This window comes from Phascolarctobacterium sp., assembly GCF_045124115.1.
In the GTDB taxonomy this organism is placed as follows: Bacteria; Bacillota; Negativicutes; order Acidaminococcales; family Acidaminococcaceae; genus Phascolarctobacterium_A.
Map to the genome: position 1 here is coordinate 12,237 of NZ_JBGVLF010000066.1, position 14,790 is coordinate 27,026.

The 14,790-nt window shown below is 45.4% G+C and carries 12 protein-coding genes; all 12 read left to right on the plus strand.

All coding sequences use genetic code 11. The annotated features are described in order from the left end of the window. Positions 1-30 precede the first annotated feature (30 nt). The 12 genes from ACJMM4_RS09800 to ACJMM4_RS09855 all read left to right on the plus strand — a co-directional run bounded on the left by ACJMM4_RS09800 (position 31) and on the right by ACJMM4_RS09855 (position 14,436). A complete protein-coding gene (locus ACJMM4_RS09800; RefSeq protein WP_405384260.1) occupies positions 31-1,203 on the plus strand; it encodes an O-antigen ligase family protein in 1,173 nt (390 codons plus the stop codon). Positions 1,204-1,456: 253 nt separating this feature from the next. Beyond that, positions 1,457-3,181: an LTA synthase family protein gene (locus tag ACJMM4_RS09805; RefSeq protein WP_405384262.1), complete on the plus strand. Its 1,725-nt coding sequence runs from the start codon at positions 1,457-1,459 to the stop codon at positions 3,179-3,181. A 103-nt stretch (positions 3,182-3,284) separates the two neighbouring features. Then, positions 3,285-3,968: a DUF554 domain-containing protein gene (locus ACJMM4_RS09810; protein ID WP_405384264.1), complete on the plus strand. Its 684-nt coding sequence runs from the start codon at positions 3,285-3,287 to the stop codon at positions 3,966-3,968. Positions 3,969-4,146: 178 nt separating this feature from the next. Then, the gene (ilvN, locus tag ACJMM4_RS09815; RefSeq protein WP_405384266.1) at positions 4,147-4,680 is read left to right on the plus strand and encodes an acetolactate synthase small subunit; all 534 of its coding nucleotides are present in this window, start codon (positions 4,147-4,149) and stop codon (positions 4,678-4,680) included. Positions 4,681-4,707: 27 nt separating this feature from the next. Beyond that, the gene (gene ilvB, locus ACJMM4_RS09820; RefSeq protein WP_405380806.1) at positions 4,708-6,375 is read left to right on the plus strand and encodes a biosynthetic-type acetolactate synthase large subunit; all 1,668 of its coding nucleotides are present in this window, start codon (positions 4,708-4,710) and stop codon (positions 6,373-6,375) included. A 418-nt stretch (positions 6,376-6,793) separates the two neighbouring features. Then, the gene (locus ACJMM4_RS09825; protein WP_405380804.1) at positions 6,794-8,242 is read left to right on the plus strand and encodes an aminotransferase class I/II-fold pyridoxal phosphate-dependent enzyme; all 1,449 of its coding nucleotides are present in this window, start codon (positions 6,794-6,796) and stop codon (positions 8,240-8,242) included. A 129-nt stretch (positions 8,243-8,371) separates the two neighbouring features. Continuing rightward, a complete protein-coding gene (speE, locus tag ACJMM4_RS09830; RefSeq protein WP_405380802.1) occupies positions 8,372-9,226 on the plus strand; it encodes a polyamine aminopropyltransferase in 855 nt (284 codons plus the stop codon). A gap of 17 nt (positions 9,227-9,243) precedes the next feature. Continuing rightward, a complete protein-coding gene (locus ACJMM4_RS09835) occupies positions 9,244-10,503 on the plus strand; it encodes a saccharopine dehydrogenase family protein (RefSeq protein WP_405380800.1) in 1,260 nt (419 codons plus the stop codon). Next, the gene (gene nspC / locus ACJMM4_RS09840) at positions 10,478-11,638 is read left to right on the plus strand and encodes a carboxynorspermidine decarboxylase (protein ID WP_405380798.1); all 1,161 of its coding nucleotides are present in this window, start codon (positions 10,478-10,480) and stop codon (positions 11,636-11,638) included. The genes ACJMM4_RS09835 and nspC overlap by 26 nt, the downstream gene beginning before the upstream one ends. Beyond that, on the plus strand, positions 11,635-12,765 hold the full coding sequence (gene aguA, locus ACJMM4_RS09845; RefSeq protein ID WP_405380796.1) for an agmatine deiminase: 1,131 nt from the start codon (positions 11,635-11,637) through the stop codon (positions 12,763-12,765). Before nspC ends, aguA begins: the two co-directional genes overlap by 4 nt. Further along, on the plus strand, positions 12,762-13,640 hold the full coding sequence (gene aguB, locus ACJMM4_RS09850; RefSeq protein ID WP_405380794.1) for an N-carbamoylputrescine amidase: 879 nt from the start codon (positions 12,762-12,764) through the stop codon (positions 13,638-13,640). Before aguA ends, aguB begins: the two co-directional genes overlap by 4 nt. 58 nt (positions 13,641-13,698) lie before the next feature. Then, complete coding sequence (locus ACJMM4_RS09855; RefSeq protein ID WP_405380792.1) at positions 13,699-14,436, plus strand: M48 family metallopeptidase; 738 nt, start codon at positions 13,699-13,701, stop codon at positions 14,434-14,436. Positions 14,437-14,790: the final 354 nt, after the last annotated feature.

A 14,790-nucleotide genomic window follows, 5' to 3' on the forward strand; every position in this document is an offset into this window, starting at 1 on the left:
TAATAAATAGGTTAAATACAAGGGAGATTAATGAATTTAAAAATGATGACACTAAACTCTGATAAAACTTTATTTTTGAAATTGTTTGCTATCGGTGGTGTTGTTTCCATTGCCGTAGGTAATATCTTCCTCGGATTAGCAACCGCAACCTTTTTGTGGAGTATTTATAAAAAAGGGTTTCGTATAGATTGTGCTTATAGTGGGTATTACAAGGCAATAGGTGTGTTCGTGGCATCAATGTTGCTTTCTGCTCTTTGTAGTGGGGAAATTGGACGTGGACTAAAGGTGTGGGCTGATTTTTGGATTTGGCGTATGATGCCTTTTGTTATTGTCATGACTACCATAAGAGAAGAAAGAACGGCTAAGAATGTCTTGTATGCAGGATATCTTGGATTTGGATTGGCAACAGCCATGGTACTGTGGCAGGGGATGCATGGTATGAGCAGAGCTAATGGCTTTTTTGGACATCCTATGACTTATGCTGGCTTTAGTTGTATATTTTTACCATTACTATTAGTGGGGGTGTTGGATAATAAATTAGAGAGACGTTTAAGAATTGTATATGCACTTCTGCTTGCATGTGGATGTTTGGCTTTGGGTTTTAATGGAACACGTGGGGCTTGGCTCGGAGTGGCAGTAGCATTTATGGTTGTGGTTTGCAGTTTTGCCGGAATAGATAAGCGGAGTCTTATTAGTGGTTTTGTTATTATGGCTATGGTAGGAGGCATATTTTATATAAATCCTAGTTTTCATAAACGTGCAGGTACGATTACTAATATTAAGAGACATACAGAGCGCTTGCTGATTTGGGAAAGTTCTTTAAAAATGTTTAAGGATCACCCAGTAACCGGTGTTGGCTTAGGGCAGTGGGAGGATAATTATCACAAGAAGTATATTTCTCCCAAAGCTAAGGAACCCAAGTTGGGCCATTCACATAATAACTATCTACAGATGCTAGCAGAAAATGGTATAGTTGGTTTTGCTGGTTTCATGGTAATGTTTGGGTATATTTTGTTGAATAATATGTTTAGTTGGATTAAAAATAAGAATCCTTATGCACTAAATATTGTTGTATCAACTGTTGCTATCATGGTTCAAGGACTTACTGAATACAACGCAGGTAACTCTATTGTAATGAAAATGTATTGGCTTGTACTGGCTTGTAGCTTGGTGTTGCGAGAATGGTGGAACAGCAAGGAGTAACTGTAGTGCTTAGTTTCTAGTTCAGTTTATAAATTAACAATAGATAATCTTAGAGGTGTTAAACATTGCTCCGTTTTCAAAATTTTTTAATTAGTATACAACAGGACATCAAAGCGTTTTTGCTTTGGTGTCTGCTTTTTACAGTTTTCCGTGCAGTTTTTATTGCCATTTACGCTAGTCAACTAACAGGTGGCATGGAAGATGTCTTGACCGCCATGTTTTTGGGGTTGCGTTTAAGCCTTAAAACTGCAGGATGGATTTCTATGGTAGGCTTTATCTTGGCGACATTGCCAAGGTAGTAGTGTGCAAATGGCCGGAAGCAAAAATCAGATGGATGTGGCACAGCTTTGCTTTACTATTTTTCTCTATTTGCTTTTATGCACGGATTCCGTACTATAGAATTTTTAACTCTGGCTTTAACATGATGCTCATTAATGGCGTCCATGATGACATTTATGCCACTTTTATTACAGCAGTACGAGAGTACCAGTTGCTGGTGCGACTGCCATTAGCCATTGTAACAGGCTTGCTTTTGGCGTACATTTTAAAACGTATACTGGCTAAGGGCGTATTGATTGACCATATTCCTGCAGGCAAGGGGGTATTGTATGCTGTTGGCACAGTGATCTTTATTCCTGTGCTGTGTGTTTTTGTTCGTTATGGTGGCGCCTTCCGCTATGACGATTCCATTAACTGGGAGAGCGCTGCACGCACTAATTCCAACCTGCTCAATGAAGCAATTCTTGATGATGGGCAGGCGTTATACCGCGTGTACCACATGAAGAAAAAGTTGCATAAGGTTACCAATGTCAACATCTCGCCTGCCAAAATGCGGGATTATATTGCTTTGGCAGGTGGGCGCAAGGATGATGCTACGATTACAGATGCTTTTATGCGCCAAGTTGCACAGCCTAAGTTGGCGGTGCAACCGAAAAATATCGTGGTCGTAACAGGTGAAAGCTTTGGTTTGTGGCCTATGCTGCCTAAGTTCCAAAACCTTGGCTTATATAACGAAACATTGCGTTTGAGCAAAGATGTTCACAGCGTCAGTGTCGGAAATATGCTTTCCGGCGGTGATGGGACTATTTCCGCAGTAAACGCCTTGTTAACAGGCTTGCCCGCCAGCGGTCTTTTTGAAAATTACCAGCCACAAAGTTTTAAAGGACCTTACCAGACGGGCATTGGTTATATTATGAAACAATTAGGGTATAAGACTGTCTTTTGGTATGGTGGGTTTCCCGGATGGCAGGATTTAGAAAAATTTGCTTCTGCCCAATGCTTCGACGAAGTTCATTGTGCTGATGAATTTGGCAAAAATGATGGCAATGCGTGGGGAGTACATGACGAAGTGCTTTTTGCTCAGGTAGAGGAGTATATGGCAAAACAAGGGGATGCGAAAGTTTTCCACTTGATTCTTACTACTAGCAATCACCCACCATATTCCGTAGATGTGGAAAAGGCTGGTTTCCCAAAAGCGGCAGTTGCTAGTAAATTGCCTGCGGATATAGATAATAATGAGCAAATGTTGAAAGAGCTTGGCCATCTGTGGTATGCGGATAAAACTGTAGGTGCCTTTGTTAGAATTGCGGAAAAAACAATACCAGCTACGTTGTTTGTTATAACAGGTGATCATTCGGAACGCTTTAGTTTTGCTAAAGAACAGGATAAAAAAACTACATCTGCACTACCGTGCATTTTTTATGGTTCTATGATTGCTAAACAGGCACTAGGGAATCTTACAGTAGGTTGTCATATGCAGTTGGCAGGAACATTGGCGGAAATGGTTGCTCCTGCAGGATTTACCTATAGCAGCTTGCTACCATCTATGTTTGCACATGTGGATGTGTATAATCATAAACTATATGCTGATAAAGAAAATATCGGCATGCTTTCTGAAAGAGAAGATTTCGGTAAAGTAGTCGCTGCTCAAAGAAAGGTCGCTGCTTGGCGCGTGCTTAAAGGCGATAAAATTCAGTAACTTATTTCCTTTGCACTTTTTTGCATAATGGTATAGAATAAAAAGTAATTGTGCAGTGAGTTTAGAATTCGCTGCAAGTAGTATGGAAGAATGGGGAGAAAACATGTTAGGAACAATCGTCAATGTAGGCTGCATTTTGACAGGCTCCGTCATTGGTAGCTTTGTCAGCCGCGGTATTAATGAAAAATACAAGAAAGCGCTTTTTGATGGCTTGGGTTTAGCGACAGTAGGCTTGGGTGCTAATGCCTTCGTCAGTAATATGCCCAAGGTAAGCTATCCTGTACTGTTTATCGCTAGCATCGCCATCGGTACAGTTCTTGGTACTTATTTCGATTTAGATGGCAAATTCCATGCGCTGTTGGAAAAAGCTAAGGGTGGCTCCAAGCTAGCGGAGGGTTTGTCCACTGCCATATTGCTGTTCTGCATCGGTACGCTGTCCATTTTGGGACCTATTGAAAGCAGACTTAATGGCAACAATACTTATCTCTTCACCAACGCTACCTTGGACTTTGTGTCCTCCATCATTTTATCATCGGCCTATGGCATCGGCATTGTCATTGCAGGTTTGGTGCTCTTCTGTTGGCAGGGAAGCATTTACATGTTCGCAGGGGTAATCGCTCCCTACATGACACCTGCCTTGATGGGCGAAATTTCTGTTTTAGGTGGCGTGTTCCTTATGAGTTCCGGACTAGGCATTTTGCAGATTCGCGATTGCAAAACGCTGAATATGTTGCCCTCCCTTGTGGTTCCGCCTCTGTTCTACGCATTGATGAGTCTCTTAAAGTAGCAGGCGAAAAGTGTAAACAATGTTATGCTTCTTAACAAAAAATAATATATTTTTAGGTAAATTGGGAAAATGTTACAATTTTTCTTGACAAACTTGTGCTGATTTGTGATAATCTACCCTAACAGGCTTGCCCCTGTCTGCGCTGCAGATGGGGGCGTTATTTATAGGAGGGACAGGTATGGAGCAGATTATCTCTATCGTTGTACGCAACCAGCCAGGCGTTCTGATGCGTGTAGCAGGTATGTTTTCCCGTAGAGGTTACAATATTGATAGCTTAGCCGTAGGTACGACACAAAATCCGGAATTTTCCCGTATGACCGTGACTATGGAAGCAGATGAGCCCACGGTGGTGCAGGTGTGCAAACAGTTGGCGAAACTTGTGGAAGTGGAAAAAGTAAAGGTGCTGCCGCCTAAATCCAGCGCTACCAGAAGTATGGTGCTGGTTAAAGTCCACGCAGGTCCTAAGCGGATGGAACTGCTGCAGCTGGCAGAAGTTTTCCGTGCCCACGCTGTGGACGTCACCGGCGAATCTTTGACCTTTGTTGCTACCGGTGACGAAGGCAAGCTGAAAGCTTTTGTGGATGTTCTGCGTCCTTACGGCGTAACAGAAATGGTGCAGACCGGTCTTGTTGCTTTGGAACGCGGCGATACTACCCTTGGTGTAGAAGAATCACGTTTCCAATGGCCCAACGGTGAAAAAAAGACCATCTAGGTTGAGATAGAGAAAGGATGTGAGCCTATGCAGATGACCGGTGCGGAAATAATGGTCAAAGTATTGGCAGAAGAAGGCGTAACTACAGTGTTTGGCTATCCTGGAGGAGCAATCCTGCCCTTCTATGATGCATTAAGAGAATCTCCCATTGAACATATATTGACAGCCCACGAACAGGGTGCAGCCCATGCTGCCGACGGTTTTGCCCGCGCTAGCGGCAAGGTTGGCGTGTGCATTGCTACCTCCGGCCCGGGCGCAACCAACTTGGTAACAGGTTTAGCAACGGCGTTCCTGGATTCCACTCCTGTAGTGGCGATTACCGGCCAGGTAAACAAGGAACTGATTGGTCATGACGCTTTCCAAGAAGTAGATATTACAGGCATTACCATGCCCATTACCAAGCATAATTTTTTGGTAAAGAATCCTGAAAATTTGGCGCAGACCATGCGCCTGGCTTTCCAACTGGCGAAGGAAGGTCGTCCCGGTCCTGTGCTTATCGACGTACCTCGTGATGTACAAACAGCTTTGATTGATTACGTTCCTGATCGTCTCCACGAACTGCCGCCTGTGCTGCCTGATAAAGAAAAGGTACAGGCTGCAGTGGATGCTATCAACAAAGCGCTGCGCCCTGTAATGCTCATTGGTGGCGGTGTCATTAGTGCGGATGCGGAGTACGATGCAATGCATCTGTGCGAAAAGCTGCATATTCCTGTAGTAAGCACTTTGATGGGCTTGGGCGCCATTAGCGCCTACCGCAGTCTGTTCCTTGGTATGACCGGTCTCCATGGTCACGAACGCGCTAATAACGCCATTAAGGAAGCAGATTTGATTTTGGCAGTGGGCAGCCGTTTTAATGACCGCGTTACGGGCGAGCGCAAACGCTATAGCGCTAATAAGACTATTATCCATTTGGATATCGACCCTGCGGAGCTGGATAAAAACATTGACTCTACAATCGGCATTACCGGTAACATGAATATGACCTTGAACATGCTGGAAAAAGGCGGCGTGCCCCATGATCTGACAGCATGGTGGGATTTGATCGCTACTTGGCCTGACATGGATGCGGATTTCGGCGATGAGGAAGCACCGGCTTTCTTTAAAGCGTTGAACCCTGTTATCAAGGATAAGGATTACATCATTACTACGGATGTAGGCCAGCACCAAATGTGGGCGGCCCAGCATATCAAGATTCAGTTCGCCCGCCAGTTGATTACTAGCGGCGGTTTGGGTACCATGGGCTTTGGTCTGCCTGCAGCCATGGGTGCCCAATTGGCGCGCCCTAAAAGCCGTGCTATCAGCCTTAGCGGTGACGGCGGCTTTAAAATGACGGGCTCCGAACTCTTTACTATCGCTAGCAACAAAATCCCTGTTATCGCCATTGTTTTCAATAACAGCGGACTGGGCATGATTCGCCAGCTGCAGACGGTACAGTTCAACAAACGCTTTACGGCCTGCGAACTACCGGGCTATATGGACTTTGTCAAATATGCGGAGGCCTTTGGCATTAAAGGCGAGCACGTAGACACTCCTGAAGCTTTGGCAGAGGCTTTGACTAAAGCTATGGCGAAGGAAGAGCCTTACGTAATCGAGGTTGCTATCAATCCCAAGAACATGGTACAGCCCATGGTTGCTCCGGGACTGGGCATTAACGACTATGTAAAATTTGTTAAAGAGGAAAGAATTACGAAATAACACAGGTTTAACATAGCTAATGTCTTTTATTTCTGTGAAACACTTGCTGAAACCTAACAAAAATGCTACAATTAAATTAACATGGATGCGAATTGCTTTCATGCAAATATTAGTCCACTAGAACCCTCGTTCTAGTTAAGCCATCGGACAGGCGGGACTGCTGCCGAGTGGCCTTGGCCACATTATTGATTGAGTTTAAACTCAAATTTTATAAGGTGATTGCTTGCAATCAAAATATCACTTGTGAAACGGTCAATAAGAGTAGTTTTGGAATAGCTGTGCAAGGCTTTTCTCATAATATTTGCCCTACACTCTGAAAGTAAGTTGCGTCTTAAATCTGACAGCGCAAAGCTGCAAGCGGATTTTAGGACAGGTGATAATATCATCTGTCCTTTATTTTTTTGTTGGGGAGAAAGCTATGGAAAATTTATCTCAATTGTCGGCACCTGTATACGAAGCGCTGGAGGCATTTCGTAAAAAACGCGTGGTGCCTTTTGATGTGCCCGGCCATAAACGCGGTCGTGGCAATCCGGAATTGCGCGAGCTGTTAGGCGAGCGCTGCGTTAACTTGGATGTTAACTCTATGAAGCCTTTGGATAACTTGTGCCATCCTGTCAGCGTTATTAAGGATGCGGAGCAGTTGGCAGCGGAGGCTTTCAAGGCTGCTCATGCCTTCTTTATGGTGGGCGGTACTACTTCTTCCGTACAAAGCATGGTGCTTTCCTCCACTAAGGCGGGGGATAAGATTATCCTGCCTCGTAACGTACATAAAAGCGTTATTAACGCATTAGTATTGAATGGTGCTGTACCTGTTTATATTAATCCGCAGGTAGATAACAAATTGGGCATCGCCCTTGGCATGGAGATTGGTGATGTGGAGGCTGCCATTAAAGCTAATCCCGATGCCAAGGCCGTTTTGGTCAACAATCCTACTTACTATGGTATTTGCAGTGACCTGCGCTCCATCGTCAAATTGGCCCATGAGCATAATATGCTCTGCTTGGTTGATGAGGCTCACGGCACCCACTTCTACTTTGGTCCCAATATGCCTATTAGCGGCATGGCTGCAGGTGCGGACATGGCGTCCGTTTCCATGCATAAATCCGGTGGTAGCCTGACCCAAAGCTCTCTGCTTTTGACAGGACCAAATGTGAATTGGGAATATGTAAGCCAGGTTATCAACTTAACTCAGACCACTAGTGCGTCTTATCTGCTACTGTCAAGTTTGGATATTAGCCGTCGTAACCTGTATATGCGCGGCGAAAGTTCCTTTGCCAAAGTAGCGGAAATGGCGGAATATGCCCGTGAAGAAATTAACTCCATTGGTGGTTTCTACGCTTATGGCAAGGAAATGATTAACGGCAAGAGCATTTACGATTTTGACGTAACTAAGCTTTCTGTTTATACTCGCGATATTGGTTTGGCGGGCATTGAAGTTTATGACCTGCTTCGTGATGAGTACGATATTCAGATTGAATTAGGCGATATCGCTAACATTCTGGCTTACGTTTCCATTGGCGACCGCTATCCTGATATTGAACGTTTAGTAGGCGCTTTGGCAGATATTAAGCGCTTGTACTCTAGCGACCCGTCTAAGATGCTCAAAACGGAATACATTGCGCCTCAGGTAGTTGTTTCTCCCCAAGAAGCATTCTATGCGAAGGACGAATCCCTGCCTATTAGGGAAACTGCAGGCCGTATTTGCAGTGAGTTCGTTATGTGCTATCCTCCCGGTATTCCTATTCTGGCTCCGGGCGAGGTTATCACTAAAGAAATTATTGAGTATATCTGTTACGCCAAGGAAAAAGGCTGCTCCATGCAGGGACCTGAGGATCCTGACGTAAATAATATCAACGTTTTGGTGTAGATTATCCCCTCTTAGTCAGCTCACGATGTTCGCTGACAGCTCTCCCCAAGGAGAGCCAAGAATGAGGCGGTTTCGCTGACAGTTCCCTAAAAGAGCAGTTAGAATATATATTAGACTGGAAGTGATGGTTTGGAATTATGGTTTTCTGATTTTCACACAGATGATGTGAAGCTGGATGTAAAAATAGAAAAGCAGCTTTTTGGCGAAGATACGGACTACCAACGCATTGACGTTTTTGAATCCAAAGAATTTGGGCGTTTTATCAGCTGCGACGGTTCCATTGTTTTCTCCGAAAAGGACGAATTCGTCTATGACGAGATGATTGTCCACGTGCCTATGGCTGTGCATCCCTGTGTGCGCAAGGTACTGGTAATCGGCGGTGGCGACGGCGGCGTTGCCCGCGAACTTTCCCGCTATCCGGAAATTGAAGAAATCGACGTAGTGGAAACTGACCATGTCTTTATTGATGTGTGTCGCGACTTTTTCCCTGATAACGCCATTGGTCTGGATGACCCACGCGTGACCGTATTTAACGCTAACGGTCTGCGCTTTTTGCGCTCCAAAGTTAATGAATATGATTTGATTATAAATGACGCTATCGACCCCTTGGGCCATGCGGCAGGTCTTTTTACCAAAGAGTTTTATGGTAACTGCTATCGCGCGCTCAAGGAGGATGGCATCATGGTATATCAGCATGGCAGTCCCTTCTACGATGAGGATGAAGAAACCTGTCGCGCTATGCACCGCAAAGCTAGCCACAGCTTCCCCATTAGCCGTGTTTATCAGGCAGCAATTCCTACCTGTCCCTCCGGTTACTGGCTGTTTGGCTTTACCTCTAAAAAATACCATCCCTTGAAGGATTTTGATCCTGTAAAATGGAAGGCAAGGGGCATTAAAACTTGGTACTATTCCGCAAACCTGCACAAAGGCGCTTTTATGCTGCCCAAATATGTGGAGGATATGCTTGAAGAAGAAGAAAAATAATAAGGAGTTGATTGGAAATGAGTAAATTATTAGTAATTGGTTGTGGCGGTGTAGCAGGTGTTGCTATTGCTAAATGCTGCCAAAATTCCAAGGTTTTCACCGAGCTGTGCATTGCCAGCCGTACTAAATCCAAATGTGATGCTGTTGCAGAAAAGCTGCAACCTACCACTACCACTAAGATTACTACCGCACAGGTAAATGCTGATTCCAAGGACGAGCTGGTTGCTTTGATTAAAGCCTACCAACCGGATGCAGTGTTGAACGTAGCTCTGCCCTACCAAGATCTGACCATTATGGATGCTTGCTTGGAATGCAAGGTTGACTATATTGATACTGCCAACTACGAGCCTGAAGATATTGACGATCCGGAATGGCGCGCAGTTTATGACAAGCGTTGCAAGGAAGAAGGCTTCTCTGCATATTTCGATTATTCCTGGCAATGGGCATATAAGAAAAAATTTGAAGAAGCAGGCATCATGGCACTGTTGGGTACCGGCTTCGACCCCGGTGTAACTAGCGTTTTCTCTGCTTATGCGCTGAAACATTACTTCGATCAAATCGATACTATTGATATTTTGGACTGCAATGGTGGCGACCACGGCTATCCCTTCGCTACCAACTTCAATCCTGAAATCAACCTGCGTGAAGTTAGCGCTCCCGGTTCCTATTGGGAAAATGGCAGATGGATTGAAATTCCCGCTATGGCTATTAAACGTGAATACGATTTCCCCCAAGTTGGCATGAAGGATATGTATCTGCTCCACCACGAGGAAATTGAATCCTTGGCTAAGAATATTCCCGGCGTAAAACGCATCCGTTTCTTCATGACCTTTGGTCAAAGCTATCTGACCCACATGAAGTGCCTGGAAAATGTTGGTATGCTGTCCACTAAGCCCATCAACTATGAAGGCAAGGAAATCGTGCCCATCCAATTCTTGAAAGCATTGCTGCCGGATCCTGCTTCCCTGGGTCCTCGCACTGTTGGTAAAACCAATATCGGATGCATCTTTACCGGTACTAAGAACGGCGAAAAGAAAACCCTCTTTATCTATAATGTTTGCGACCACCAAGAATGCTACAAAGAAGTTGGCTCCCAAGCAATCAGCTACACCACCGGCGTACCTGCAATGATTGGTACTGCACTGGTTGTAACTAAGCAATGGCAGGGTAAAGGCGTATTCAACGTAGAAGAGTTCGATCCCGATCCGTATATGGATATGCTGAACCAATATGGTCTGCCTTGGGTTGTAGATGAAAACCCCGTACTGGTTGACTAAGATGGATGTATTGCAAAAATTGCAGACTCCCTGCTATGTAGTGGACGAAGCAAAGCTGATAAAAAATTTAGAGCTCTTAAAATATGTACAGGAGGAAAGTGGCTGCCACATTCTGCTGGCGCAGAAATGCTTCTCCATGTTCCGCCTGTACCCCCTCATGGGGAAATATTTGGCAGGCACTACTGCCAGCGGCATTTTTGAAGCTAAATTGGGCTATGAGGAAATGGGCAAGGAAAACCATGTTTTCGCTCCTGCTTTTAAAAAGGAAGATATGGCGGAGCTGGTGAAAATCTGCGACCATATTATTTTTAATTCCTTCCGCCAGTTTGAGCTGCACAAGGATGTGTGCAAGGCAGCAGGGGTTAGTGTGGGCATCCGTGTAAACCCGGAATGTTCCACCCAAGAAGGGGAGCACGCCATTTACGATCCCTGTGCTTATGGCAGTCGCTTGGGCGTTACTTTGGCTAATTTCCCGGAAGAGCTGCCTGCGGAAATCGAAGGTCTGCATTTCCATACCCTCTGCGAGCAGAATGCTGACGACCTTATCACTACCTTTAAGGCTTTTGAAACCAAATTCGGCAAGTATTTTGATAAGCTGAAGTGGATTAATCTGGGTGGTGGCCATCATATTACCCGTGAAGATTACCAAGTGCAGGATTTAATCGACTTGGTTAAATATATCCGTTCCACCTATAAGGTGGAAGTGTACTTGGAGCCCGGTGAGGCAGTGGCGCTGAACGCAGGTTATTTAGTAACGGAAGTTTTGGATATTGTCCATAATGGTCTGGATATTTTGATTCTGGATGCTTCCGCTGCCTGCCATATGCCCGACGTATTGGAAATGCCCTATCGTCCTCCTCTCCGCAACGGCTATCTGCCGGAAGAAAAGCCCTACACCTATCGCTTGTCCTCCATGACCTGTCTGGCAGGTGATGTTGTAGGTGAATACAGCTTCGAAAAGCCTGTGGAGATTGGCGATAAGCTGATTTTTGAAGATATGGCCATTTATAGTATGGTTAAGAATAATACTTTTAACGGTATGCCCTTGCCGGATATTGTGTTGCTTAAGCAGGATGGTACTACGGAATTGGTGCGCCGTTTTGGTTATAATGATTTTAAAGGACGTTTGTCATGATGGAGAAAGCTATTACTCCTGCTGCCTGTGGCTATCACATGCCTGCAGAATTTGAAAAGCATGAAGGCTGCATTATTGTTTGGCCCCAACGCCCGGGCTCTTGGAGCTTTGGGGCGGAAGCTGCCTGCACTGCTTTTACGGCAGTAATTAAGGCCATTGCTGTCAGCGAGAAGGTTTACGTAGCCTGCGGCAAGGAACATTTTTCTAAGGCGGAGGCTGCGCTAAAAGGTATTGCCAATGTGGAGCTTTTCCTGCAGGGAACCGATGACAGCTGGGCTCGAGATATTGGTCCCACCTTTGTGGTGAAGGACGCAAACGGTCAACGCTTAGTAAAGGGCGTTAATTGGCGCTTCAACGCCTGGGGTGGCGAAGTGGACGGCCTTTATCCTGATTATGAGCAGGATGATGCCTTTGCTAAAGCATTTATGGCGAAAGAAGGCTACAGCTATTTTGATGCTGCTCCCTTTGTGCTGGAAGGCGGCTCCATCCATAGTGATGGTGAAGGAACTGCCATGGTAACTGCTTCCTGTCTGCTTAGCGCAGGACGTAATCCCCAGCTGACTAAAGAGCAGATTGAGGATATGCTCAAGGAATATTTGGGCGTGAGCAAGGTGCTGTGGCTGCCACGTGGCATTTACAATGACGAAACCAATGAGCACGTGGACAATGTGTGCGCTTTTATCCGTCCCGGTGAGGTTGTTCTCGCTTGGACTGATAATGAGGATGATCCTCAGTATGCGTTGAGCAAGGCTTCCCTTGATTATTTGGGGGGAGAAACTGATGCCCAAGGACGCAAAATCATCGTGCACAAGCTGCCTGTTCCCGACACTCCGGTGTGCATTTCTGCGGAAGAAGTTGCAGGCTTCGACTTTGTAGAAGGCGAAGATATGCGCGAAGCAGGGGAACGTTTGGCTGCGTCCTATGTAAATTTTTATTTTAGCAATGACAGTGTAGTATTGCCTGCTTTTGGCGGTGAGAACGAAGCCAGCGATAAGCGGGCTGCAGAAATTCTTGCCCAGCTGTGTCCGGAGCGCAAGATTGTGCAAATTCCGGCGCGAGCTATTTTAACCGGTGGTGGCAATATTCACTGTATCACTCAGCAGATTCCGGAGGGAGTACGCCAATGAGAAAGATTAAAGTTGCTGCAGTACAGCTCCGTTGTGCTGCTAATGTAGAAGATAACCTGCGCCATGCAAAAGAATTGGTGCGCCAAGCTGCGGCCAATGGTGCCCAGCTGGTACTGTTGCCGGAGCTGTGGGAACGTCCCTACTTCTGCCAGGAGCGCCGTTATGAATATTACGATTACGCACTGCCTGTGGAGGAAAATCCTGCAGTGCAGATGGGTATGCGTTTGGCAAAGGAGCTGAACATCGTCCTGCCTATCAGCTTTTTTGAGCGTGATGTAAACCAGCTCTATAATTCCATTGCCTGCATTGATGCAGATGGCACTAATTTAGGCGTGTATCGCAAAACCCATATTCCTGACGACCATTTTTATCAGGAAAAATTCTATTTTAAACCTGGCGATACGGGCTTTAAGGTTTTTGCTACCCGTTACGGCAAGATTGGCATTGGTATTTGCTGGGATCAATGGTTCAGCGAAACTGCCCGCTGCCTAGCTTTGGGCGGAGCAGAAATCCTGCTTTATCCCACTGCTATTGGCTCCGAGCCTATTTTGGATACGGACAGTATGCCTCATTGGCGCAGAGTAATGCAGGGCCACAGCGCTGCCAATCTGATGCCTGTGGTTGCTGCTAACCGCATTGGCTTGGAAACTGTAGAGCCTTGCGAGGAAAATGCAGGTCAAAAATCTGCTTTAGAGTTCTATGGTTCTTCCTTTATGACCGATGGTACCGGTGCCCTGATTCAGGATGCCAGCCGTGATAAGGAAGAAATCCTTTATGCCGAATATGATCTGGATGCTTTGGCTCAGGACCGCTTGAGCTGGGGGTTGTTCCGTGATCGTCGTCCGGAATGCTATGGTGCGATTGTCGGTAAATAAATTAAACTTACGGAGGCTGGTGTTATGCCAGCCTCTTATTTTTTAGGGAGAATGTCCAATGCCAAAAATTAGTAAAAGCATACGGAAAGTAAAAGTCGGTGGTTTAGAAATTGCTTATGTCCTAACGCGGAAAGCTATTAAGAATATGTATCTGCGGGTGCAAGTCGATGGCACGATTGCCGTCTCTGCCAACTTAGGGATTCCTCTTGCTACGGTGGATGCCTTTGTGAAAGCTAAAGTTGATTTCATCTTGCAGGCGCGTCAGCGTATAGCTACTAGAAGCGAGCAGAAGGAGCAACTGCAGGAAGAAATACAAAAAAATAAGACCATCCCTGTGTTGGGACGGTCTTTAGCAATCGTTGTTCTTCAAGGAAGCAAAAACAGCGGCATGGTGGAAGCAGAACGCATTGTGCTGACTTTGCGTGATGTTCAGAATGAAGAACTGTTTGCTAAGGTGCTTAACAAAGCTTTAAACGATTATTGTTGGCAGGTGTTTCAGGATGCCATAGATAGGTGGTGCAAAATTCTGCAACCTTATGGTGTGCCTCAGCCCCAGCTAAAGCTACGCAGGATGAAGTCCCGTTGGGGTTCCTGCAAATATAGGGATGGGATTATTACTCTTAATACACGTTTACTGCACATGCCTCTAGAATGCCTTGACCACGTAGTGCTCCACGAATACTGCCACTTCTTCGAGCATAACCATGGTCCGAGCTTTTACGCTTGGATGGAGCGTTTTATGCCGGACTGGAAGGAACGGAAAAAGCTGCTTAGAGAGTGGGGCGAAAGGGTGTAAGGGGAGCATAAATAATAATTTAGACAAACAATCGATAATTTGTTTATATTTCATTGTGGAGTTATGCACTCTATGTTATAATCTATATAGCAAGAGACAGTTGGCGGCTGGTTTTCCTACTCCCAAAGTAGGGAGGTGAGCCTATGACAATTTTTGATGTCCTTTTAATATTATTGGATGTTATTAAGATCGTAGTGCAACTTCTCTCGTTTTATTTCGCATAAAATGAGAAAAACCGCCTAAACAACGGTAGGCGGCTTCCTTCAAACACTAAACAACGAGGAGAGCCAGCCTGTCGGAGCCAGCTATCTCTTGCTATTATTATATCTCTAGAGAATTTTTTTGTCAATTATA